We start from the raw sequence: 21298 nt of genomic DNA, 5'->3' as shown, positions 1-21298 counted from the left end.
GCGCCCCCGGGTACGGGACGGGCAGGCGCGGAGCGGGCGAGACTCGTTTCGGGGGTTCCGGTCACCGGTCGGGGCTCCGCCGGGGACGAGGGCGAGGCCCGGTTGCCGTAACCGTTACGCTGGAGGCGTGGCAGTCGTCGATGTTTCCGAAGAGCTCAAGTCCCTCTCCTCGACCATGGAGTCGATCGAGGCCGTCCTGGACCTCGACAAGCTGAGGGCAGATGTCGCCGTGCTCGAGGAGCAGGCGGCCGCGCCGTCCCTGTGGGACGACCCGGACGAGGCGCAGAAGATCACCAGCAAGCTGAGCCACCTCCAGGCGGAGGTCAGGAAGGCCGAGGCGCTCCGCGGGCGTATCGACGATCTGAGCGTTCTCTTCGAGATGGCCGAGGAGGAGGACGACCCGGACACCCGTGCCGAGGCCGATACCGAGCTCGTCGCCGTCAAGAAGGCGCTGGACGAGATGGAGGTCCGCACGCTCCTGTCCGGCGAGTACGACTCCCGTGAGGCCGTCGTCACCATTCGTGCCGAGGCCGGCGGCGTCGACGCCTCCGACTTCGCGGAGAAGCTCCAGCGCATGTACCTGCGCTGGGCCGAGCGCCACGGCTACAAGACGGAGCTCTACGAGACCTCGTACGCGGAAGAGGCGGGCATCAAGTCCACCACCTTCGCCGTCCACGTGCCGTACGCGTACGGCACGCTCTCCGTGGAGCAGGGCACGCACCGGCTGGTGCGCATCTCGCCGTTCGACAACCAGGGGCGCCGCCAGACGTCGTTCGCCGGTGTCGAGATCCTGCCGGTCGTCGAGCAGACCGACCACATCGAGATCGACGAGTCCGAGCTGCGGATCGACGTGTACCGCTCGTCCGGTCCCGGCGGCCAGGGCGTCAACACCACCGACTCCGCCGTGCGCCTGACCCACCTGGCCACCGGCATCGTCGTCTCCTGCCAGAACGAGCGGTCGCAGATCCAGAACAAGGCCTCGGCCATGAACGTTCTGCAGGCCAAGCTCCTCGAACGGCGCCGTCAGGAGGAGCAGGCCGCGATGGACGCCCTCAAGGGCGACGGCGGCAACTCCTGGGGCAACCAGATGCGTTCGTACGTCCTGCACCCGTACCAGATGGTCAAGGACCTGCGCACGGAGTTCGAAGTCGGCAACCCCGAGGCCGTGTTCGGTGGCGAGATCGACGGCTTCCTGGAGGCCGGAATTCGCTGGCGCAAGCAGCAGGAGAAGTAGGCACCCGACAGAAGCGGTGCGGGCGGACGTTCTCCGCCCCCGCTGAACCTCTTTGTCGACAAGGCAACTGCCGCCCGCCGGGCGGCAGTTGCCTTCGTCTGTAGGGGCTGTATGGGTTTTCCGTCACAGTCGTATGTCCCCAGGCCAGGCAAACGATGCCGTTCCGGACATCGCGTACGCAACGACCTTGACGCTGCTTTGAAAACTGGGAAGGGTGACGGGTGGCATGCGTATCACCGGGGCGCATGTGAACCGGGGGGTCGAACGAAATCCCCTGTGACGCCGTGGCTCCGGACGCTGCTCCATTGACGATCAGCTACTGGGGGTAGCAGCCAGATGACCAAGAAGACGCGGATCCGCTTGGCGCGGATAACCGCCGGCGCGGTGATTGCCGCCGGTGCCTCACTGACCGCGGCGGGTGCCGCCTCGGCGCTCGACCTCAATGTCGGCCTCACGGCGACCACCGCCGACCCGACAGCGGACCCGACCGTCATCCCGACGGACCCGGTCCCGACCGAAACGACCCCGACCGAGCCGGCTCCGACCGAGACCGAGCCCACCGAGCCGGCTCCCACGGAGACCGAGCCCACCGAGCCCGCTCCGACCGCGACCGAGCCCACCGAGGACCCGGACCCGACCGGGCCGACCGACGAGCCCACCTCGGGCACCAGCTCCGCCCCCGCGGAGGGCGGCACCGGCGGTACCGGCGGCAACGACGCCGACCCCAACGGTGGATCCTCCGCCCAGGAGGAGGGCTCCTCGGCCCTCACCGACACCGGTTCGGACACCCAGGCCCAGGGCCAGGACGGCGCGCTGGCCGAGACCGGTGCCGGTCAGACCACGTTCCTGATCATCGGTGCCGCCACGATGATCGCCGGCGGTATCGGCTTCCGCCTGCTGCCGCGCCTCGCGGGCGGCCGCGGCGGTGCCGCCGCCTGACGTTCCACACGTACGACGAAGGGCCCGGAGCAGCTCGCTCCGGGCCCTGCCCGTGTCGGGGGCGACGACGGTCGTGCCGGACCGTCCCCGCGGCTCTCACACCGTCTGATGGGCCACCAGCGCCAGTGCCGCGATCAGTACCGCGAGAAGCGCGATCAGTGCCATGGGGTTGAGGCCCGCGAAGGGGCCCTCCTGCTGGAGTCGCTGCCGGTTCGCGCGGCAGACGGGGCAGCGGCCCTCGCTGACGGGTGCCGCGCAGTTAGCGCATACCAGTCGGTCGTACGTCATGCGCCGGCCCTCCTTGCGACGTCTCCGCGTACGCAGCGTTCTCGCGTACACATCGCTCTCTCAACGCTGCGGCGAACGCAACCGTTCCCCTACCACTGTGCCAGGTTCCGCGGATTTCGGCGCGGCCCCCCTTTTCCTGCCCCGCCCGGAGCGGCCTCAGCCCCTCGGACCGGGTGTGAATCGCGCCTCAGATCCGTGACAAATCGTGCAAGCCGCGCGCAACCCCGTACGCCGACTGCGCTTGCACACCCGGTTCGCGTATGGTCACGCACACCTACCCCCGGCGACCCGTGGTGCACCCGTGATCCGATTCGACAATGTCTCCAAGGTCTACCCCAAGCAGACCCGCCCCGCTCTCAGGGATGTCTCCCTGGAGGTCGAGCGCGGAGAATTCGTGTTCCTCGTGGGGTCCTCCGGCTCCGGAAAGTCCACCTTCCTGCGGCTGATCCTCCGCGAGGAGCGGACCAGCCAAGGCCAGGTGCACGTCCTGGGCAAGGACCTCGCGCGCATCTCCAACTGGAAGGTGCCGCAGATGCGCCGCCAGCTGGGGACCGTGTTCCAGGACTTCCGCCTCCTGCCCAACAAGACGGTCGCCGAGAACGTGGCCTTCGCCCAGGAGGTCATCGGCAAGTCCCGCGGCGAGATCCGCAAGTCCGTGCCCCAGGTGCTCGACCTCGTCGGCCTGGGCGGCAAGGAGGACCGGAGACCCGGCGAACTGTCCGGTGGTGAGCAGCAGCGTGTGGCCATCGCGAGAGCCTTCGTGAACCGGCCCAAGCTCCTCATCGCCGACGAGCCGACCGGAAACCTCGACCCACAGACCTCCGTGGGCATCATGAAACTGCTCGACCGGATCAACCGGACGGGCACCACGGTCCTGATGGCCACGCACGACCAGAACATCGTGGACCAGATGCGCAAGCGCGTCATCGAGCTGGAGCAGGGCCGTCTCGTCCGCGACCAGGCGCGCGGCGTCTACGGCTACCAGCACTGATCATCGTCCACGGAAAGGTCTGAGGAAGACGCCATGCGCGCGCAGTTCGTTCTGTCGGAGATCGGTGTCGGTCTCCGCCGCAACCTGACCATGACCTTCGCGGTCGTCGTCTCGGTCGCCCTCTCGCTCGCCCTGTTCGGCGGCTCGCTCCTGATGAGCGACCAGGTGAACACCATGAAGGGCTACTGGTACGACAAGGTCAACGTCTCGATCTTCCTCTGCAACAAGAGTGACGCCGAGTCCGACCCGCACTGCGCCAGGGGCGCGGTGACCAGCGACCAGAAGAAGCAGATCGTCGCCGACCTGGGCAAGATGGCCACGGTCGTGCAGAAGGTCACGTACGAGTCCTCGGACCAGGCGTACAAGCACTACAAGGAGCAGTTCGGCGACTCCCCGCTGGCCAGCTCCCTCACGCCGGACCAGATGCAGGAGTCGTACCGGATCAAGCTGAAGGACCCGGAGAAGTACCAGGTCATCGCGACCGCCTTCGACGGCCGGGACGGCGTTCAGTCGGTCCAGGACCAGAAGGGCATCCTGGACAACCTGTTCGGGCTGCTCAACGGCATGAACTGGGCCGCGCGCGCGGTGATGGCGATGATGCTCGTCGTCGCCCTGATGCTGATCGTCAACACGGTGCGCGTCTCGGCGTTCAGCCGGCGGCGCGAGACGGGCATCATGCGGCTCGTCGGCGCCTCCGGCTTCTACATCCAGGCGCCGTTCATCGCCGAGGCCGCGGTCGCGGGACTCATCGGCGGCGGCGTGGCCTGCGGATTCCTGCTGATCGCCCGGTACTTCATCATCGACCACGGTCTGGCGCTGTCCGAGAAGCTCAACTTGATCAACTTCATCGGCTGGGACGCCGTGTTGACCAAGCTCCCGCTCATCCTCGCGACGAGCCTGCTGATGCCCGCCCTCGCCGCTTTCTTCGCATTGCGCAAGTACCTGAAGGTGTGACGCATCCCAACAGGGCCGTACCGTCAACCGGCGGTGCGGCCCTTCGCGTTGTCCTAGACTCACCGGCATGTCAGGCCGTGACCTGTTCTGCGAGCCCCGCCGCATCCGCCGCGGGGCGGCCCTGACATTGGTGTTCGCGAGTGTCCTCGTCGCCGGCGCGGCCACCGGATCGTTCTCCGACAACGCCCGGAAGACCGAGGACGGCACACTCGGTTCGGCATCGGCACGCCGTCACGACGAGGTCACCCAGGCCGCCGCCCAGGCGATGGCCGACGGCAAGTCCCCCATGGAGGCAGCCGAACGGGCCGTCAGCCGCAGCGGAGACCGCTGGGGCGCCGTCTACTCCCAGGGCGAGTACGAGGAGTTCGAGCAAGCCCTCGACGGCCAGTACACCGGCGTCGGCCTGTGGGCCCGCCGCGAGCGCGACGGCCGCATCGAGGTCACCCGCGTCAGCGCCGGCTCACCCGCGGCCGCCGCGGGCATCCGCGAGGGCGACCGGCTGCGCACCGTCGACGGCGCGAGGGTGGACGGCCGGCCCGTCACCGAGGTCGTCTCGTTACTGCGCGGCGACGCGGACGACGCGACCGCCGGCACCAAGGTCTCCCTCGGCCTGGAGCGCGGCACGCAGTCGTGGAGCCGGACCCTGCGCCGCGCCCGGCTCTCCACGGACTCCGTGACCGTCAGCAGCCTTCCCGGACGGGTCACCCTGATCAAGGTCGACGCCTTCACCAAGGGTGTGGGCGACGCCGTACGCACCGCCGTCGGCCGGGCTCCGGACCGGGCCGGGATCGTCCTCGACCTGCGCGGCAACTCCGGCGGACTGGTCACCGAGGCCGTCACCACCGCCTCCGCCTTCCTGGACGGCGGCCTCGTCGCCACGTACGACGTGAACGGCGCCGAGCGCGCCCTGCACGCGAACCCGGGCGGCGACACCGCGAGACCCCTGGTCACGCTCGTGGACGGCGGCACGATGAGCGCGGCCGAGCTGCTCACCGGGGCCCTCCAGGACCGTGGACGCGCGGTCGTCGTGGGAAGCCGCACCTTCGGCAAGGGCTCGGTCCAGATGCCGAGCCGGCTGCCCGACGGCTCCGTCGCCGAGCTGACCGTCGGCCACTACCGCACCCCCGCGGGCCGCTCCGTCGACGGCCGGGGCATCACCCCCGACCTGGAGGCGGACAAGGAGTCGCTGCGGCGGGCCGAGACCGTGCTGAGCGGCCTCGGAGACCTTCCCTGACCCGCGGACCGCGGCCCCGGTAATCGGCTTTCCCCCGAGCCCCCCTGTAGTGCGAAAATGGCCAGCACTATGAGCAAGGGAATGTACGTACCGAAGGAGTCCCAGCCCAAGCAGGGCGGCCAGGCCGCCGGCAAGGTCAAGGACGGCAAGCGCAAGATCGTCGCGCAGAACAAGAAGGCGCGGCACGACTACGCGATCGTCGACACCTACGAGGCCGGGCTCGTCCTGACCGGCACCGAGGTCAAGTCGCTGCGCCAGGGCCGCGCCTCGCTGGCGGACGGCTTCGTCCAGATCGACGGGAACGAGGCGTGGCTCCACAACGCCCACATCCCGGAGTACAGCCAGGGCACCTGGACCAACCACACCGTGCGCCGCAAGCGCAAGCTCCTCCTGCACCGCGAGGAGATCGACAAGCTGGAGGCGAAGACCCAGGAGACGGGTCACACCATCGTCCCGCTCGCCCTGTACTTCAAGGACGGCCGGGCGAAGGCGGAGATCGCGCTCGCGCGGGGCAAGAAGGAGTACGACAAGCGGCAGACCCTGCGCGAGAAGCAGGACAGGCGCGAGTCGGACCGGGCCATCGCGTCGGCCAAGCGGAAACAGCGCGGCGAGTAGCACGGGTGCCGACGCGGCCGGTGAGGCGGTCCGCGGGAATACGCTGGCACCGTCGTGCGCTGGTCACGTAGGATGGCAACGCACCCCATCGAGGGCGCGGGTTCCTCCCCGGAGGAACCGAGCTTTGAAAAATCAACATGGGGATGATCGGTTTCGACAGCGGCTGTTGAAGCAGGGGAAGCGTGTCGAGGAAGCGGCAATGATCTCGTAAACCATATGTCGCAAAAAATAATCGCCAATTCCAAGAGCGATTCCCAGTCCTTCGCCCTCGCTGCCTAATAAGCAGTGAGTGAAGGACCCTTAATGGGTGTCAGCCCGGGAGTGTTCCCGACCCGGATCCTGGCATAATCTAGGGAACTAAACCATCTAGCCCGGTCACGGGGTTCGATGGGAAATCAAACAGTGGCTGAGCCCGTCGGCGACTTGTTCGCGTGATCGCCGGGGCTGAGAAAATCACAGCGAACTGCGCACGGAGAAGCCCTGATTTTGCACCGTTGGACGCGGGTTCGATTCCCGCCATCTCCACTCATCCCATGTGTCTAATTAAATAGCGCTCAATTGAATATCGAAGACGAAGGCCCCGCTGCTCAGGCAGCGGGGCCTTCGTCTTGCCCTCAGGACGTCAGCGTGCGGGGAGCCGTACTGGCACGCTCCGTCATCGTGGGCGTGAGCAGGGTCGCCTCGGGACAGGGCGTGCCGTTCAGCTTTCTCATCAGCAGGTCGACCGCCCGCCCGCCCACCTCGGCCGACGGAAGGGCGATGGAGGTGACCGGGACACGCAGACTTCCGGCGAGCTCGTCCGGACAGATCGCGGTGACGGACAGATCCGCCGGAACCCGCAGGCCGAGCTGCTCGAACGCGTCGATCAACGGCTCCAGGACCGGCTCGTTGTGGACGACGACACCGGTCAACGCGGGCTGCTCGCGCAGAAGTTGCTCGGCGACCCGGCGTGCGGCGGCCGGCGATGCCTCACAGGGGTGGACGGACGAGGCCAGGCCGTTCCGGTCGGCGGCGGCGGTGAACCCCTGCACCACCCGCTGCGCGAACGCCGTGCCCCGCACGTACACCTCGGGCGGCGACCCGACCAGCGCGACGACCCGGTGCCCGAGCCCCGCGAGCCGCTCCACACACAGTTCACCTGCCGCCCTGAAGTCCAGGTCGATGCAGGTGAGCCCGTCGGGGGCGGCCGGAAATCCGATGAGCACCGACGGCCGGTCCAGCGCGCGCAGCAACGGCAGCCGGGGATCGTGGAGCTGGACGTCCATCACGATCAGCGCGTCCACCAACGCGGTGTCCGCCACCCGCCGCAGTCCCTCCTCGCCCTCCTCCTGGGTGAGCAGCAGGACGTCGTGGTCGTGCAGCCTGGCAGCCGTCACCACCGACACCGCGAACTGCATCACCACCGGCACATGGATGCCCGCCCGCAGCGGTACGACCAGCGCCAGGACGTTCGACCGGCTGCTGGCCAGCGCCCGGGCCCCGGCGTGCGGACGGTAGCCCAGCCGGCGGATGCTCTCCTCGACGCGCTGCCGGGTCTCCTCGGAGATCGGCCGCTTGCCGCTGAGGGCGTAGGAGACGGTGCTCGGGGACACCCCGGCGTGCCGCGCCACATCGGTGATCTTGACCATCAGTCGGACTCCAGCTCGACGGAAAGGAAGCCCGTCCGGGCGCGGGCCCGTACCTCGCGTCCGCCCGCGGCCAGCCCCCAGGGAGCCGACGGGTCGCCGCAGGACGCGCGCAGGGTGTTCCCCTCCCGCACGACGGTGAAGGTGACCGGGCCGACCGGCACCGACACCCGGGCGCCGCGCTCCAGGCCGTACGCGCGCAGGGTGACCCCGTCGGCGTGGTCGTAATCGGGGCGGTCGTCCACCGCGCCGACCGGGATCACCGCGCCCGGCCGCACCAGCAGCGGCACGCTCAGGAAACCGTGCCGCTCGCGCACCCAGCGCGGTCCGGTCACCGGCGGCCCGCCGAGGTAGGGGGTCCACGTGCCCTCGGGCACGTAGTAGGAGATGTCCCCCTCGTCGCTGAAGACCGGCGCGACCAGCAGATCCGGGCCAAGCATGTACTGCCGCTCCAGATGCGCGCACCCCGGATCGTCCGGGAACTCCAGGACCATCGCCCGCATCATCGGCACCCCCTCGGCGTGCGCGGTGCGGGCGGCCTCGTACAGATACGGCATGAGGCGGAGCTTGAGCCGGGTGAACAGCCGCAGGACGTCCACGGCCTCCTCGTCGAACAGCCAGGGCACACGGTACGAGGACGAGCCGTGCAGCCGGCTGTGCGAGGACAGCAGGCCGAAGGCGAGCCACCGCTTGAACAGCGCGGGCGTCGGCGTCCCCTCGAAACCGCCGATGTCGTGGCTCCAGAAACCGAACCCCGACATGCCGAGGCTGAGTCCGCCGCGCAGCGACTCGGCCATCGACGCGTACGTCGCCTCGCAGTCCCCGCCCCAGTGCACCGGGAACCGCTGGCTCCCCGCGGTCGCCGAACGGGCGAAGACGACGGCCTCCTGCTCCCCCCGGTGTTTGCGGAGCACGTCGAACACGGTCTGGTTGTAGAGGTACGTGTAGTAGTTGTGCATCCGCTCCGGGTCGGCGCCGTCGGCGTACGCCACGTCCAGCGGGACCCGCTCGCCGAAGTCCGTCTTGAAGCAGTCGACGCCCTGGTCCAGCAGTGCCTCCAGCTTTCCGGCGTACCAGTCCCGGGCCGCCGGGCTGGTGAAGTCGACCAGGGCCATGCCCGGCTGCCACAGATCCCACTGCCACACGCTTCCGTCGGGCCGTCTCAGCAGATGCCCGAGAGCCCGCCCCTCCGCGAACAGCGGTGAGCGCTGCGCGATGTACGGGTTGATCCAGACGCTGATCCGCAGCCCCTTGTCCTTCAGCCGCGTCAGCATGCTCTCCGGATCGGGGAACACCCGCGGATCCCACCGGAAGTCGCACCAGTTGAACTCGCGCATCCAGAAGCAGTCGAAGTGGAAGACGGACAGCGGGAGTTCACGGTCCCGCATGCCGTCGATGAACGAGGTGACGGTGTCCTCGTCGTAGGAGGTGGTGAAGGACGTCGACAGCCACAGGCCGAAGGACCACGCGGGAGGCAGGGCCGGACGCCCGGTGAGCGCCGTGTACTTGCGCAGGATGTCCTTCGGGGTCGGTCCGTGGATGACGTAGTACGTCAGCTCCTGTGTCTCGGCGCTGAACTGGACCCGGGAGACGGCCTCCGAGCCGACCTCGAAGGACACCCGGCCCGGATGGTCGACGAAGACGCCGTAGCCCGCGTCCGTCAGATAGAACGGCACGTTCTTGTAGGCCTGTTCGGTGGCGGTGCCGCCGTCCGCGTTCCACATGTCCACGACCTGGCCGTTCTTGACGAGCGGCCCGAACCGCTCGCCGAGGCCGAAGACCTGGGTGCCGACACCGAGGTCGAGCTGTTCGCGCAGATAGTGGGCGCCGGTCGGGTCCCGCATGATGCCCATGCCCTTGGCGCCGCTGCTGGTCAGCGTCCGGCCGTGCGCGAGGAAGTCGATGCGCCAGGGCGTGGTGCGGGCGACCCGGACGGACAGGGCGCCCGAGGTCAGGGTCGCGTGGCCGTCGTCGTACTCGGTGTGCGGGGTGAACCCGGTTCCGTGCAGCTCGAACCGGGGGCCCCGGGGCTCCTCGCCCTGGAAGTGGGTGAACGTGACGCCGATGACGTCGGGCATCGGCGCGTGGGCGCTGATCGTCACGACCGGTCCCTTCAGCAGGTCGCCGCGGTGCCGTATGGGCTGCGTCGGCGCGTGGATCTCCAGGCCGCCCGGGCCCGAGGTCACATCGAGGACCTCGACCGGGTGGGCCGCGGTTACGCCGTCGCGCAGCAGCCAGTAGCCGTCCGTGAACTTCACTGTCCTACCCCTTACTTCACTGCGCCGACGGCGATGCCGCGGGTGAGGGTCCGCTGGAAGACGAGGAAGAAGACGATGGCGGGCAGCACGCCGAGGAGGGCGGCCGCGTTCGTCATCGTGGCGTCCATCAGACGCTGTCCCTGGAGGACGCCGAGGGCCACCGACACGGTCTGGTTGTCGTTGGAGATCAGCATGACCAGCGGCAGCAGGAACTCGTTCCACGTCCAGATGAAGAAGAAGACGAGGAGCACACCGATCGTGGGGCGGCTGACCGGGACGACGATCCGCCACAGCACCTGCCACTGGTTCGCCCCGTCGATCCGCGCGGCCTCGATGATCTCGCGCGGGAACCGCCCGAGGACGGCGGAGAGGAGATAGGTGCCGAAGGCCGTCTGGAGCACCGTGAACACGATGATCACGCTGAGCCTGGTGTCGTAGAGGCCGGCCTGCTTGCTCAAGTAGTAGATCGGATAGACGAGGGCCTCCTGCGGCAGCGTGTTGGCGAGGACGAAGAAGGCGAGCACCCAGGCGCGGCCCCTGATCCGGCCGATGCCGATCGCGTACGCGTTCAGCACGGACAGCACCGCGGCCAGGGCCGCCACCGAGCCGGAGATCAGCACCGAGTTGAGGAGCTTCCGCCCGAAGTCGACGCGCTGCCAGAAGTCCTCGAGGCCGTCGAGGTACAGACCGTGCGGAAGGCCGAGAGGGCCGTGCGCGGAGTACTCGGCGGGCGACTTGACCGCGTTGAGGGCGACCACGGCGAACGGCAGCACCATGAACAGCGCGCCGATGACGAGAGCCACGAGCACCGGGTAGCGGCGAAGGGCGGTCATACGCCCGGTCATACGCGAACCCCTTCCTCGGCGTCCTCGGCGCGGGTCTGGAACCTCAGCCCGATCAGCGCCGGCGCCAGGATGATCACGGTCAGGACGGTGGAGATCGCGGCGCCGTAGCCGACCTGGGTCTTCTCGAAGAAGGTGGTGAAGGAGAAGTACGACGGCACGTCGGTGGCGCCGCCCGGACCGCCCTTCGTCAGGACGTAGACCGCTCCGAACACCTTCAGCGCGGCGATCGTGCACCACAGCAGGACGACCGAGATCTCCGGGCGGATCTGCGGCAGCGTGATGTGCCAGAACCGCCGCCACCAGCCGGCGCCGTCCAGCTCGGCGGCCTCGTGCAGCCCCGGGTCGACGCGTTGCAGTCCCGCCATGAAGACCACGAGAGGGAAGCCGAGCTGCACCCAGACCATCACCCCCATCACGCTGTACAGCGCGAACTCCGGGTCGCCGAGCCAGTCCTGCCGCCAGGAGCCGAGACCGACGGCCTTGAGCAGCGCGTTGAGCGAGCCGTCGTCGGGGGCGAGGATCCAGCTCCAGACGATGCCCGCGACCGCGATCGGCAGCACCTGGGGGAGGTAGTAGCAGGCCCGCAGCACGGCCACGATCCTGCTGCCGAAATGTCTGCCGACGTAGTCGAACAGGGCCGCGGCCAGGACGAGTCCGATGGCCGTCGGGACGAGGGCCATCGCCAGCACCATGAACAGGCTGTGCCGGAACGACGCCCAGAACTCGCTGTCGTCCAGCAGGGCGCGGTAGTTGGCGAGCCCGGTCCACGAAGGGGTGCCGACCCCCTGCCAGTCGGTGAAGCTGATCCCGGTGTTCATCAGGAACGGCACGACGACGACGGCCGTGAAGGCGAGCACGCCGGGCAGCAGGAACAGCGCGTAGGAGGTGTGCGGGCGGCTCGGGTGACCGGCCCGGGCCTTCGGGCCGGTCACCCGCCCGCCGCGTTCGGCGGTCACCGTCATCGCCGCGGTACGCCCTTGTCGTACGCCTTCTGGAGGTTGTCCAGGTAGGCGTCGGGCTTCTCGCTGCCGGTGATCAGCTTCTGCGTCTCGGAGACGAGGGTGTCGTAGAAGCCCGCGACCGGCCAGTCCGGATAGAAGGCGAGCCCGTCACGCCCCGAGAGGGTGTTGTAGTCGGCTATCAGGGTCTTGGTCCTGGCGTCGGTGATCGCGGACGTGTCCGCGGCCACCGGGACACCGCCCTTGTTGCCCAGCAAGTTCTGGATCTTCTTCGACATGGTGATATCGATGAAGTCGTAGGCCAGTTCCTTGTTCCTGGCGCCCTTGGGGATCACCCACAGGTTGCCGCCGGAGCCCAGGGTGAGGTTCGAGCCCGGGAACAGGCCGGAGTCCCAGTCGAACGTGGCCTCCGATTCGAAGCGGCCGTACCACCAGCTTCCGGAGAAGAGGATCGGCGACTTGCCCTGGATCCAGGACACGCCCGCGTCCTCGGCCTTCGTGCCGCTGGACTTCTTGGAGATGTACCCCTTCCTCACCCAGTCGGCGAAGGTGTCCGCCGCGTAGCTCCAGGCCGTGTCGTGGAAGTCGGCCTTGCCCTTGTACAGCTCGTACGTGTCGACCCAGGAGCGGTCGGCCCTGGAGAGGGCGAGCTGGTAGAGGTACTGCTGGGCCATGTACTCGGCGCCCGCGTTGGCGAGCGGGGTGACGCCCTTCGCCACGAACGCGTCCATCGCGGAGACCAGTTCGTCGTACGTGGCCGGCTCCGCGATCCCGTACTTCTTGAAGAGGTCCTTGTTGTAGAAGACCATCGTGTACTCGGCGTAGTCGGTCACGCCGTACCACTTGCCGGAGCCCATGACGCCGTTCGTGTCGTACTGGCTCGTGGTCCGCACACCGGCGCTGAGCTTCTTGTCCCAGCCGCGCGCGGTGGCCTCGGCCGTCAGGTCCGTCAGCAGCCCCTGCTTGCTGAGGAGCCCAGCCGTCGCGTTGCCCTTGTTGTACTCCATGAGGTCGGGGGCGTCGTTCGAGTTCAGGACCATGGGCGCGGTCTTCTGGATCTGCTCGAAGCCCTTCTCCTCGAACTTCACCTTGACGCCCGGGTGTTGCGCTTCGAATTCCTTGATGGCCTCGTTCCAGGCCACCCCCATCGCGCTGTCCGGCCCTTCGTAGTGCCACAGTCTGAGTGTCCTGCCGTCCGCGGAGCCACTGTCCGAGCCGCCGCATGCCGTCGCCAGCAGGGCACCTGTCAAGGTCACCGCCACCGTCGCCGCCAGGCGCCGTCGTGTCGTCGACATCCACTGCCTCCAGAGGAGTTGGATGGGTATCGGGCCGTCATGCACGGTCGTCGAATCGTTTCGATGCATGACGTCGAAGCGCTTCGACGGGGGAAGGTAGGTGGCGGCCGTGGGCACGTCAATGGGCTGAACCGGAATTGGGGCAGGGGTTCGGCGGGTCGGACGACGGCGGGCTGCGCGGGCTGCGTGCTGTGGGTGGGACGGCGCCGGCGGGCTCGGGCCGTGAGGTGTCGGGCGCGAGGTGTCGGGGCGCCGCCCCCCGGGTGTAGGGAGTGTTCCCCGGATCGAGTTCGAGGCGGTGCTCTCGGGTCTACGAGGTGGTGACCGGGTCCAGTTCGAGGTGCCGCTCTCGGGGCTACGAGGTGGTGACCGGGTCCAGTTCGAGGTGCTGCTTCCGGGGCTACGAGGTGGTGATCGGTCGAGTTCGGGGCGGTGCTCTCGGGGCTACGAGGTGGTGACCGGGTCCAGTTCGAGGTGCCGCTCCCGGTGCCGCGCCGTACTCGTCCTCGCGGCCAGGGCGGCGATCACCAGCGCGATCGTCGCCGCGGCGACCGGGACCGTGTATCCCGCGGCCGGTGACCAGCGCTCCACCATCCATCCGCCCGCCGCGGAGCCGCCGGCTATCCCGCCCAGCAGACCGGTCACCGCGAGCGTCATGCCCTCGTTCAGCCGGCCCTCGGGCGTGCGCCGCTGAACCAGGGTCATGCCGGTGACCATGGTCGGAGCGGTCGCCATGCCCGCCACGAGCAGCGCACCCGCGAGAACCGTGAGCGAGCCGGTGAGCCGGACGGCGAGGAGCGGCAGCGTCAGCAGAACGGCCATGGCGCCGACACACACCGCGTACCGCCGAGCGGCGAGCGTGTCGGCGTCGAGCGGGGCGGAGCACACGGAGTGTCCGAAGGGCTCGCCGCGCTCGGAAGAGCCTGCCGCGCGGCCGGCGGAAGCCTCGCGTCCGGGCGGCGGAGTCTCCCGCCGCAGCGTGCCGAACAGAAGGCCCGCCACGCACGACCCCGCCGCCTGGAGGGCGAGCACCACGCCCGCGGCGGAGCCGTGTCCCCGCTCGTCCGCGAACGCGATCGTGGCCACCTCCATCGCGCCGAACACCGCGCCGGTGGCGAGGAAGGAGAGCAGCAGCGGAGGCATACCGGGCGCGAGCAGGGGCGACCCCGATGCCGTGGCCGGCCGGAGCGGCGGCTGTGTCGAACGCTGCGCGGTGAAGAGCAGGACGCCCGTCATCAGCAGCGCGGACCCCACGAGCATGCCCGCCTCCGGGGAGACCGCCCCGCACAGGAAGGCCGCGAGCACCGGGCCCAGCATGAAGCACAGCTCGTCCACGGCCTGCTCGAAGGAGTTCGCGGTGTGCAGGGCCGCCGCGTCCCCCTTCAGGAGGTGGGCCCAGCGGGCGCGGGACATCCCGCCCGTGTTGGGGGTCGTGGCGGTGGCGGCGTACGCGGCGAAGAGGGTCCAGTCGGGCGCGCCGAAGCGCACGCACGCCACCAGCCCCGTACCTCCGAGCAGCGCGAAGGCCGTGGCGGGAACGGCCACCTGGGCCTGCCCGTGCCGGTCGACGAGCCGCGCGGTCCAGGGAGCGACCACGGCCGTCGCCGCGAGACCCGTCGCCGTGACGGCGCCGGCGAGCGCGTACGAGCCCCGCGCCCCGGCGATCATGATGACCGCGCTCACGCTGAACATACCCATGGGCAGCCGGGCCACGAGGTTCCCGAGGGTGAAGGCGCGGGTGCCGGGCAGCGCGAACAGACGGCGGTACGGGGTGAGCGGTGACATGGACGAACCGTCGCCCGGCGTCGCGGGGGCGGTCCAACACTTACTCCGTCGCGATTCACGCACTTGGGTTGTAGGTTCGCGTGATGCCTGGTCAACGCCCCTTTCCCGGTCACCTGGACCTCCGTCTGCTGCGCGCCTTCCTCGCCGTCGCCGAGGAGCTGCACTTCACCCGCGCCGCCGCCCGCCTGTACGTGGCCCAGCAGTCCCTGAGCCGTGACATCCGCCGGCTGGAGCGAGAGCTCGGGGCGGAGCTGTTCGTGCGGACGACCCGGCAGGTGACGCCGACGCTGGAAGCCCAGCGGCTGCTGCCGTACGCGCGCCGCGTGCTGGAGGCGCACGACGCGCTGCTCGACGCCTTCGCGCGGCCCGGCGGTGAGGAGCGGCCGCTGCTCGTCGACGTGAACACACCCGGCCTGGTCTCCAGCCGCATCCTCGACCGGGCCCGCGACCTCGCCCCCGATAGCGAACTGATGGCCCGTTACGAGAGCGGGCTCACCGGCGCGGCGGCGGATCTGCTCGCCGGCCGTCTGGACGTGTCGTTCGGCCGCTTCGCGGGACTCGACCCCGCCGTGCGGGCCCGGCTGGAGCATCGGGTCGTGCGCTACGAGCCGATGGCCGTCGTCCTGCCCGAGGACCATCACCTCGCCGCCCTGGACGCGGTGCCGCTCGCCGCGCTCGCGGGCGAGACGGTGTACGCGGGGGCGGGGAACCCCAAGACCCTGGAGTGGACCGACCTGGCGCATCACCTGTTCGAGGGACGGGACATCGGACTCGCGTCACCCGCACCGGTTGCTGTCGGGGCGCAGGAATTCGGGCGGATCATGGCGAAGTGGCGGAATCCCGTGCTCGCCGTAGTGGAGTTTCCGGCCATGCCGGGTTCGGTGTCGAGGCCTCTGATCGACCCCGTACCCCTGTCACCGGTGTCACTCGTGTGGCGCAAGGGACTCGTTCATCCGGGGATCGATGCGCTCGTACGAGCCGCAGCCGAACTTGCGAGCGAAGAAAGTTGGCTACTGAGTCCCCAGGGAGGGTGGATTCCAGCCACCGACGCCCTCATTTCCCTGAGAGATGCATGAGACGTATCCGTACGAGTCCCGCCCTGCGCTACATTCCTGCCTCCGGGCGCGGTGTGATATTGGGGCGCTTTGGACCGAGTGGGGGCTTGGTCCAGTCGACATGGACAGCATTTGCCCGGAGTCGTCGCGCACCCGTGAGCAGTCCCATGGGGGGATGCACGTGCGCGTGGAGAACTGGCGGAAAGACGCCCAACCGGCCGACCGGGACATCGATGGGCGGGACGGGCGTCGCGTCGATCCGTCACCTGTACGGGAGGCCGGAGGGCCGACCGCCCGGCCGCAGGCCGACAGAACCCTTTCGTGGCCGGATATGGGGGTTGGCATCAGACCCGAACATGGGGAACGCGCCGAGCGAGCAGTCGGCGGACGTCCCGAGCGAATCCCGGAACCGGAGACCGACGTGCTCGCCGGTCGTGTGCCGGAGGCCGAAGTGCTGTTCAGCCGTGCGCCGGAGACCGAAGTTCTGGTCGCCCGTGCGCCGGAGACCGACGTGTTAGGCGGCCGCCGGTCCGACGCGGGACCGATGTCCGAGCGTGAACCGGACGCGTGGCCCGCCGCCGGAGGCACGGTCACGGCGGAGCGGCCGTCCCGCACCCGTACAACCCAGGTACGGCCCTTCTTCAGCGACGGACCCACCTTCGACGACAGTCCGGCGACCGGGCTGCTCCCCGACTCCGCACCGGACTTCGGCCCTCCGCCGCCCGCTTCCGGGGAGAACTCCGGCGAACCGGCGAACGGTCACGACCCGCACGAGGTCACCATCCAGCTCGACAGCGCGAGCCGCGAGGCAGACGCCCGGCCCGGCCGTACGGCGGCCGGCCGGGCGGGCCGCAGGGGCCGGGCGGGCAAGGACGTCCCGGGAACCACCGAATCCACCGACGGCCCCGTCTTCGTCGACGCGTCCGGCCGCCGCAGCCGCCGCTTCCGCCGCCTCGGCATGCTCGTCGCCGTGGCCTGCGCGGTCTACGCCGTCGTGATCGTCGCCACGCTCCTCTCGGGCAACTCGAACGCCCCCTGGCTCCCGGTGCCGGGCCAGGAGGAGGACACGCCCGCGGGGAAGGTCGAGACCTCGCCGCTGCCCACGCAGTCGGTGAACCCCGCCGGCCGGGGCGCCGCCACCGCGCCCGGCGCGCCGGCCACGGCCGTCGACGGCACGACACCCTCACCCGGTTCGAGCGCCTCGTCCGGCGCCTCCGCCTCCGCCTCCGCGACGGGCGCGTCCGGCGACCCCAAGCCCAGCACGTCGGCGACCAGGAAGCCGAACCCCGGCGTCACCCCCAAGGACCCGGACCCCGAGCCCCAACCCTCCGTCTCGGCGGACGGCCAGCCCTCGGCCTCCGCCCCGGCGACCACCCCCGGCAGCACACCCGCCCCCACGGAGACCACCGGCACCGCAGGCTCCACCGGAGCGGGGGCCGGCACCGAATGAGCGGCCTCCGCCGACGCGCACCTGCCGGACCCACCACACTGCGCCAGGACCGCGACGCCCCGCGCCGTCGCCTCCCCATGCGCTTCCTGCTGCCCCTCGTCGTCCTGCTCGCGATGATGGCGATGCTGATGCTGCGCGGCTACGTGCACAGCGAGATCCTCGCGGACCACCGCGTCCGGCCCGAGGCGGCAACGGACAAGGTGCCGCAGAAGATCCTCGACGGCGGCCCGGTGATCGACACCCGCAGCGGCCGCACGACCAGTCTCAGCGTCCCGGACCACCGTCTCGTCCTCACCTTCGACGACGGCCCGGACCCGACCTGGACCCCCAAGGTCCTGGACGTCCTCAAGGCGCACCACGCCCACGCGGTCTTCTTCGTCACCGGCACCATGGCCTCGCGCTACCCGGACCTCGTCGAACGGATGGTGAAGGAGGGCCACGAGGTCGGCCTGCACACCTTCAACCACCCCGACCTGTCGTACCAGTCCAAGAGCCGAATCGACTGGGAACTGTCGCAGAACCAACTGGCGCTGGAGGGCGCGGCGGGCATCCGCAGCTCCCTGTTCCGTCCCCCGTACTCCTCGTTCGCCGACGCGATGGACGACAAGTCCTGGCCGGTGGCGCAATATGTCGGAACCCGCGGTTACATCACCGTCGTCAACAACACCGACAGCGAGGACTGGAAGAAGCCGGGCGTCGACGAGATCATCCGCCGGGCCACGCCCAAGGGCGGCAAGGGCGCCATCGTCCTGATGCACGACTCGGGCGGCGACCGCCACCAGACCGTGCAGGCCCTGACCACGTTCCTGCCCCGGCTGCAGGCCAAGGGCTACGAGTTCCAGAACCTCACCGAAGCACTCGACGCGCCGAGCGCGAACACCCCGGTGGCCGGCGCCGACCTCTGGAAGGGCAGGGCCTGGATCTTCCTGGTGCAGGCCTCGGAGAAGACCACCGACGTCCTGGTCGTCGGGATCGCGATCATCGGCGTGCTGGTCTTCACCCGCTTCGGGATGATGCTCCTGCTCTCCGCCCTGCACGCCCGCCGGGTCCGCCGCAAGGACTTCCGCTGGGGCCCGGCGCCGGTCACCGAACCGGTGACGGTGCTGGTCCCGGCGTACAACGAGGCCAAGTGCATCGAGAACACCGTGAACTCCCTCATGGCGAGCGAGCACCCCATCGAGATCATCGTCATCGACGACGGCTCGGGCGACGGCACCGCCCGCATCGTCGAGGACATGCACCTGCCGAACGTACGCGTCGTGCGCCAGCTCAACGCGGGCAAGCCCGCGGCCCTCAACCGGGGCCTGGCGAACGCCGGTCACGACATCGTCGTGATGATGGACGGCGACACGGTCTTCGAGCCGGCGACCGTCCGCGAACTCGTCCAGCCCTTCGCCGACCCCAGGGTCGGCGCGGTCGCGGGCAACGCCAAGGTCGGCAACCGGGAGTCCCTCATCGGCTCCTGGCAGCACATCGAGTACGTGATGGGCTTCAACCTCGACCGCCGCATGTACGACCTGCTGCGCTGCATGCCGACCATCCCCGGCGCCGTCGGAGCCTTCCGCCGCACCGCGCTCGAACGGGTCGGCGGCATGAGCGACGACACCCTCGCCGAGGACACCGACATCACGATGGCCCTCCACCGTGACGGCTGGCGGGTCGTCTACGCGGAGGACGCGCGCGCCTGGACCGAGGCCCCGGAGTCCGTCCAGCAACTGTGGTCCCAGCGCTACCGCTGGTGCTACGGCACCATGCAGGCGATCTGGAAGCACCGCCGTGCCCTGATCGAAGGGGGCCCTTCGGGCCGCTTCGGCCGGATCGGCCTGCCCCTGGTCTCCCTGTTCATGGTCCTGGCCCCGCTCCTCGCGCCGCTGATCGACGTCTTCCTCCTGTACGGCGTCGTCTTCGGCCCGACCCGGAGGACGATCGTCGCCTGGCTCGGCGTCCTCACAATCCAGGCGGTGTGCGCGGCGTACGCCTTCCGCCTGGACAAGGAACGCATGACCCATCTGATCTCGTTGCCCCTGCAGCAGATCCTCTACCGGCAGTTGATGTACGTCGTCCTGCTGCAGTCGTGGATCACCGCCCTCACCGGCGGCCGGCTGCGCTGGCAGAAGCTGCGCCGCACCGGCGTCGTGGGCGCGGCACCGGGATCGGTCCCGGCTTCGGTCCCGGGACCGGTTCCGCAGCAGCCGGCGTCGCACGGCGGGAACGAACGGAGGCCGGTCGGATGACCACGCACGAGTACCCGGCGGGCGCGACTCCGCCGCTGGGCACCCCGAGGCCGGCGGTCCCGCAACCGCGCACGGACCCGGGAGCGCCCGCGGACGCCTGGCTGCGCCCGCCGTTGCAGGGGCCGGGGCCGGGGCAGGGGCAGGGGCAGCCGGGTGCGGACCTGGGTACGGACCCGAGTGCGGACCCGAGTACAGACCCGAGTACGGACCCGGCCCCGCGCCGCTCCGGCAGCCGCGATCGCTATCTGGACCTGCTCCGGTCCATGGCACTGGTCCGCGTGGTCGTGTACCACCTGTTCGGCTGGGCCTGGCTCACGGTTCTCTTCCCCTCCATGGGCGTGATGTTCGCGCTGGCGGGCTCCCTGATGGCGCGCTCGTTGAGCCGTCCGCCGCTGAGCGTGATCCGGGGACGCATCAGGCGTCTGCTGCCCCCGCTCTGGGCGTTCGGCGCGGTGGTGCTGGCCATGATGTTCCTGGGCGGCTGGAACCCCGCGAAGGACCCCGACCTCGGTGGCGGCTGGCACGTGGTGGAGCTGCTCGACTACGTCGTCCCGATCGGCGCCCCTCCGTTCCCCTGGCACCTGGGCTCCCCGTCGGGCCTGCTCGAGGACACCTGGGCGGTCGAGGCCGCGGGTGTGCTCTGGTACCTGCGCGCGTATCTGTGGTTCGTGGTCGCGTCCCCGTTCATGCTGTGGGCGTTCCGCCGTGCTCCGTGGGTGACCGCGCTGGCTCCCCTCGCCCTGACGGCCGTGGTCGGCACCGGGCTGGTCGCCATCCCCGGTGAGACCGGTAACGCCGTCACCGACTTCACCGTCTACGGAGGCTGCTGGATCCTGGGCTTCGCCCACCACGAGGGAATGCTCGCGAAGGTCCCGCGCTACATCGCCATCTCGTGCTCGGCCCTGATGATGGCCTTCGCCCTGTGGTGGGCCTCGGGTCATCTGGGCCCCGACGGCTGGGACCTGAACGACATCCCGCTGGCCGACGCGATGTGGTCCTTCGGCTTCGTGGTGATCCTGCTCCAGTACAGCCCGTCCTGGCGGGAGCTGCCGGGCCGCCTCGCCCGGTGGGACAAGCTGGTGACGCTGTCCAACAACCGCGCGGTCACGATCTACCTGTGGCACAACACGCTCATCATGGCCACGGTCCCGATCCTCGACCAGCTCTACAGCCTCCCCTTCATGGACAACGAGCGTGCGACGGCGGCCCTGGACTCCACCTACACCCTGTGGATGTTCGTCCTGGTGTGGCCGCTGATAGGCCTGACCATCCTGGCCTTCGGCTGGATCGAGGACATCGCCGCCAAGCGGAGCCCGCGTCTCTGGCCGAACGGTGCCAAGGGCCGTGGGGGCGGCGGGCGTTCGTCGACCCGGGGGCACCGGGCGAAGGCCTAGCGGCCGCTGAGCGACGGGGGTGTCCCTTGAGCCGGTGCTTCACTGCCCCGACTCGCGGGGGCACCCCTCGTCCCGATTTCGGCCCCGCCTTTGTCCCGGTCCTGCCCCTAGTCCCCTTTCATCCCGTGATGTCACTCAATCGA

The 21298-nt window shown here is 69.7% G+C and carries 17 protein-coding genes and 1 other RNA gene; 11 read left to right on the top strand and 7 right to left on the bottom strand.

Annotation, left to right across the window (positions count from 1 at the left end; translation table 11 throughout):
* The first annotated feature begins 127 nt into the window (after nt 1-127).
* Nucleotides 128-1234, top strand: a complete 1107-nt coding sequence (gene prfB, locus ACFXGX_RS31415) for a peptide chain release factor 2 (RefSeq protein WP_328451867.1) — start codon at nt 128-130, stop codon at nt 1232-1234.
* 336 nt (nt 1235-1570) lie between these two features.
* Entirely contained in the window at nt 1571-2173 is a 603-nt protein-coding gene (locus ACFXGX_RS31410) for a hypothetical protein (RefSeq protein WP_384797768.1), read from the top strand.
* A 96-nt stretch (nt 2174-2269) separates the two neighbouring features.
* Here ACFXGX_RS31410 and ACFXGX_RS31405 read toward each other — a convergent pair whose 3' ends face one another.
* Complete coding sequence (locus ACFXGX_RS31405) at nt 2270-2461, bottom strand: hypothetical protein (protein WP_384797765.1); 192 nt, start codon at nt 2459-2461, stop codon at nt 2270-2272.
* 301 nt (nt 2462-2762) lie between these two features.
* Between ACFXGX_RS31405 and ftsE the strand changes: the two genes are divergently transcribed.
* The 5 genes from ftsE (at nt 2763) to ssrA (ending at nt 6783) form a co-directional block, all read left to right on the top strand.
* The gene (gene ftsE, locus ACFXGX_RS31400; RefSeq protein ID WP_384797762.1) at nt 2763-3452 is read left to right on the top strand and encodes a cell division ATP-binding protein FtsE; all 690 of its coding nucleotides are present in this window, start codon (nt 2763-2765) and stop codon (nt 3450-3452) included.
* A 33-nt stretch (nt 3453-3485) separates the two neighbouring features.
* A complete protein-coding gene (gene ftsX / locus ACFXGX_RS31395; protein WP_384797759.1) occupies nt 3486-4406 on the top strand; it encodes a permease-like cell division protein FtsX in 921 nt (306 codons plus the stop codon).
* 67 nt (nt 4407-4473) lie between these two features.
* Entirely contained in the window at nt 4474-5640 is a 1167-nt protein-coding gene (locus ACFXGX_RS31390; RefSeq protein WP_384797756.1) for a S41 family peptidase, read from the top strand.
* A gap of 69 nt (nt 5641-5709) precedes the next feature.
* A complete protein-coding gene (gene smpB / locus ACFXGX_RS31385; RefSeq protein WP_384797753.1) occupies nt 5710-6255 on the top strand; it encodes an SsrA-binding protein SmpB in 546 nt (181 codons plus the stop codon).
* Nucleotides 6256-6394: 139 nt separating this feature from the next.
* Nucleotides 6395-6783, top strand: a transfer-messenger RNA (tmRNA) gene (gene ssrA, locus ACFXGX_RS31380).
* 86 nt (nt 6784-6869) lie between these two features.
* Here the strand turns inward: ssrA and ACFXGX_RS31375 are convergent.
* From ACFXGX_RS31375 to ACFXGX_RS31350, 6 genes are all read right to left on the bottom strand, one after another.
* Nucleotides 6870-7883, bottom strand: coding sequence for a LacI family DNA-binding transcriptional regulator (locus ACFXGX_RS31375; RefSeq protein WP_384797750.1), 1014 nt, complete (start codon nt 7881-7883; stop codon nt 6870-6872).
* Nucleotides 7883-10138 carry an alpha-xylosidase gene (gene yicI / locus ACFXGX_RS31370; RefSeq protein ID WP_384797747.1) on the bottom strand — a complete coding sequence of 752 codons (2256 nt, stop codon included), beginning with the start codon at nt 10136-10138 and terminating at the stop codon, nt 7883-7885. Before yicI ends, ACFXGX_RS31375 begins: the two co-directional genes overlap by 1 nt.
* Nucleotides 10139-10149: 11 nt before the next feature.
* Nucleotides 10150-10971, bottom strand: a complete 822-nt coding sequence (locus ACFXGX_RS31365) for a carbohydrate ABC transporter permease (RefSeq protein WP_384797744.1) — start codon at nt 10969-10971, stop codon at nt 10150-10152.
* Nucleotides 10972-10979: 8 nt separating this feature from the next.
* On the bottom strand, nt 10980-11945 hold the full coding sequence (locus ACFXGX_RS31360) for a carbohydrate ABC transporter permease (protein ID WP_384797740.1): 966 nt from the start codon (nt 11943-11945) through the stop codon (nt 10980-10982).
* Nucleotides 11942-13237 carry an ABC transporter substrate-binding protein gene (locus tag ACFXGX_RS31355; RefSeq protein WP_384797737.1) on the bottom strand — a complete coding sequence of 432 codons (1296 nt, stop codon included), beginning with the start codon at nt 13235-13237 and terminating at the stop codon, nt 11942-11944. Before ACFXGX_RS31355 ends, ACFXGX_RS31360 begins: the two co-directional genes overlap by 4 nt.
* Nucleotides 13238-13681: 444 nt before the next feature.
* Nucleotides 13682-15022 (bottom strand): MFS transporter, encoded by a 1341-nt coding sequence (locus tag ACFXGX_RS31350; protein ID WP_384797734.1) that lies wholly within the window; start codon nt 15020-15022, stop codon nt 13682-13684.
* Nucleotides 15023-15105: 83 nt separating this feature from the next.
* On the opposite strand from ACFXGX_RS31350, the gene ACFXGX_RS31345 reads away from it, so the two are divergent.
* From ACFXGX_RS31345 to ACFXGX_RS31330, 4 genes are all read left to right on the top strand, one after another.
* Complete coding sequence (locus tag ACFXGX_RS31345) at nt 15106-16098, top strand: LysR family transcriptional regulator (protein WP_384797731.1); 993 nt, start codon at nt 15106-15108, stop codon at nt 16096-16098.
* A 400-nt stretch (nt 16099-16498) separates the two neighbouring features.
* Nucleotides 16499-17527, top strand: a complete 1029-nt coding sequence (locus tag ACFXGX_RS31340; RefSeq protein WP_384797728.1) for a hypothetical protein — start codon at nt 16499-16501, stop codon at nt 17525-17527.
* Nucleotides 17524-19761 carry a glycosyltransferase gene (locus tag ACFXGX_RS31335; RefSeq protein WP_384797725.1) on the top strand — a complete coding sequence of 746 codons (2238 nt, stop codon included), beginning with the start codon at nt 17524-17526 and terminating at the stop codon, nt 19759-19761. Before ACFXGX_RS31340 ends, ACFXGX_RS31335 begins: the two co-directional genes overlap by 4 nt.
* Entirely contained in the window at nt 19758-21155 is a 1398-nt protein-coding gene (locus ACFXGX_RS31330; protein WP_384797722.1) for an acyltransferase, read from the top strand. Before ACFXGX_RS31335 ends, ACFXGX_RS31330 begins: the two co-directional genes overlap by 4 nt.
* Nucleotides 21156-21298: the final 143 nt, after the last annotated feature.

The sequence above is a fragment of the Streptomyces sp. NPDC059371 genome (genome assembly GCF_042751995.1).
GTDB lineage: Bacteria > Actinomycetota > Actinomycetes > Streptomycetales > Streptomycetaceae > Streptomyces.
The sequence above is the reverse complement of the archived record's forward strand: the minus strand, read 5'-3'. Positions and strand labels throughout refer to the sequence as shown.

What these genes read in the sequence shown, in the direction of transcription:
- ACFXGX_RS31410 (WP_384797768.1), top strand. Translation starts at nt 1,571, where the DNA reads ATGACCAAGAAGACGCGGATCCGCTTGGCGCGGATAACCGCCGGCGCG.
- ACFXGX_RS31405 (WP_384797765.1), bottom strand. Translation starts at nt 2,461, where the DNA reads ATGACGTACGACCGACTGGTATGCGCTAACTGCGCGGCACCCGTCAGC.
- ftsX (WP_384797759.1), top strand. Translation starts at nt 3,486, where the DNA reads ATGCGCGCGCAGTTCGTTCTGTCGGAGATCGGTGTCGGTCTCCGCCGC.
- ACFXGX_RS31390 (WP_384797756.1), top strand. Translation starts at nt 4,474, where the DNA reads ATGTCAGGCCGTGACCTGTTCTGCGAGCCCCGCCGCATCCGCCGCGGG.
- smpB (WP_384797753.1), top strand. Translation starts at nt 5,710, where the DNA reads ATGAGCAAGGGAATGTACGTACCGAAGGAGTCCCAGCCCAAGCAGGGC.
- ACFXGX_RS31375 (WP_384797750.1), bottom strand. Translation starts at nt 7,883, where the DNA reads ATGGTCAAGATCACCGATGTGGCGCGGCACGCCGGGGTGTCCCCGAGC.
- ACFXGX_RS31365 (WP_384797744.1), bottom strand. Translation starts at nt 10,971, where the DNA reads ATGACCGCCCTTCGCCGCTACCCGGTGCTCGTGGCTCTCGTCATCGGC.
- ACFXGX_RS31360 (WP_384797740.1), bottom strand. Translation starts at nt 11,945, where the DNA reads ATGACGGTGACCGCCGAACGCGGCGGGCGGGTGACCGGCCCGAAGGCC.
- ACFXGX_RS31355 (WP_384797737.1), bottom strand. Translation starts at nt 13,237, where the DNA reads ATGTCGACGACACGACGGCGCCTGGCGGCGACGGTGGCGGTGACCTTG.
- ACFXGX_RS31350 (WP_384797734.1), bottom strand. Translation starts at nt 15,022, where the DNA reads ATGTCACCGCTCACCCCGTACCGCCGTCTGTTCGCGCTGCCCGGCACC.
- ACFXGX_RS31345 (WP_384797731.1), top strand. Translation starts at nt 15,106, where the DNA reads ATGCCTGGTCAACGCCCCTTTCCCGGTCACCTGGACCTCCGTCTGCTG.
- ACFXGX_RS31335 (WP_384797725.1), top strand. Translation starts at nt 17,524, where the DNA reads ATGAGCGGCCTCCGCCGACGCGCACCTGCCGGACCCACCACACTGCGC.
- ACFXGX_RS31330 (WP_384797722.1), top strand. Translation starts at nt 19,758, where the DNA reads ATGACCACGCACGAGTACCCGGCGGGCGCGACTCCGCCGCTGGGCACC.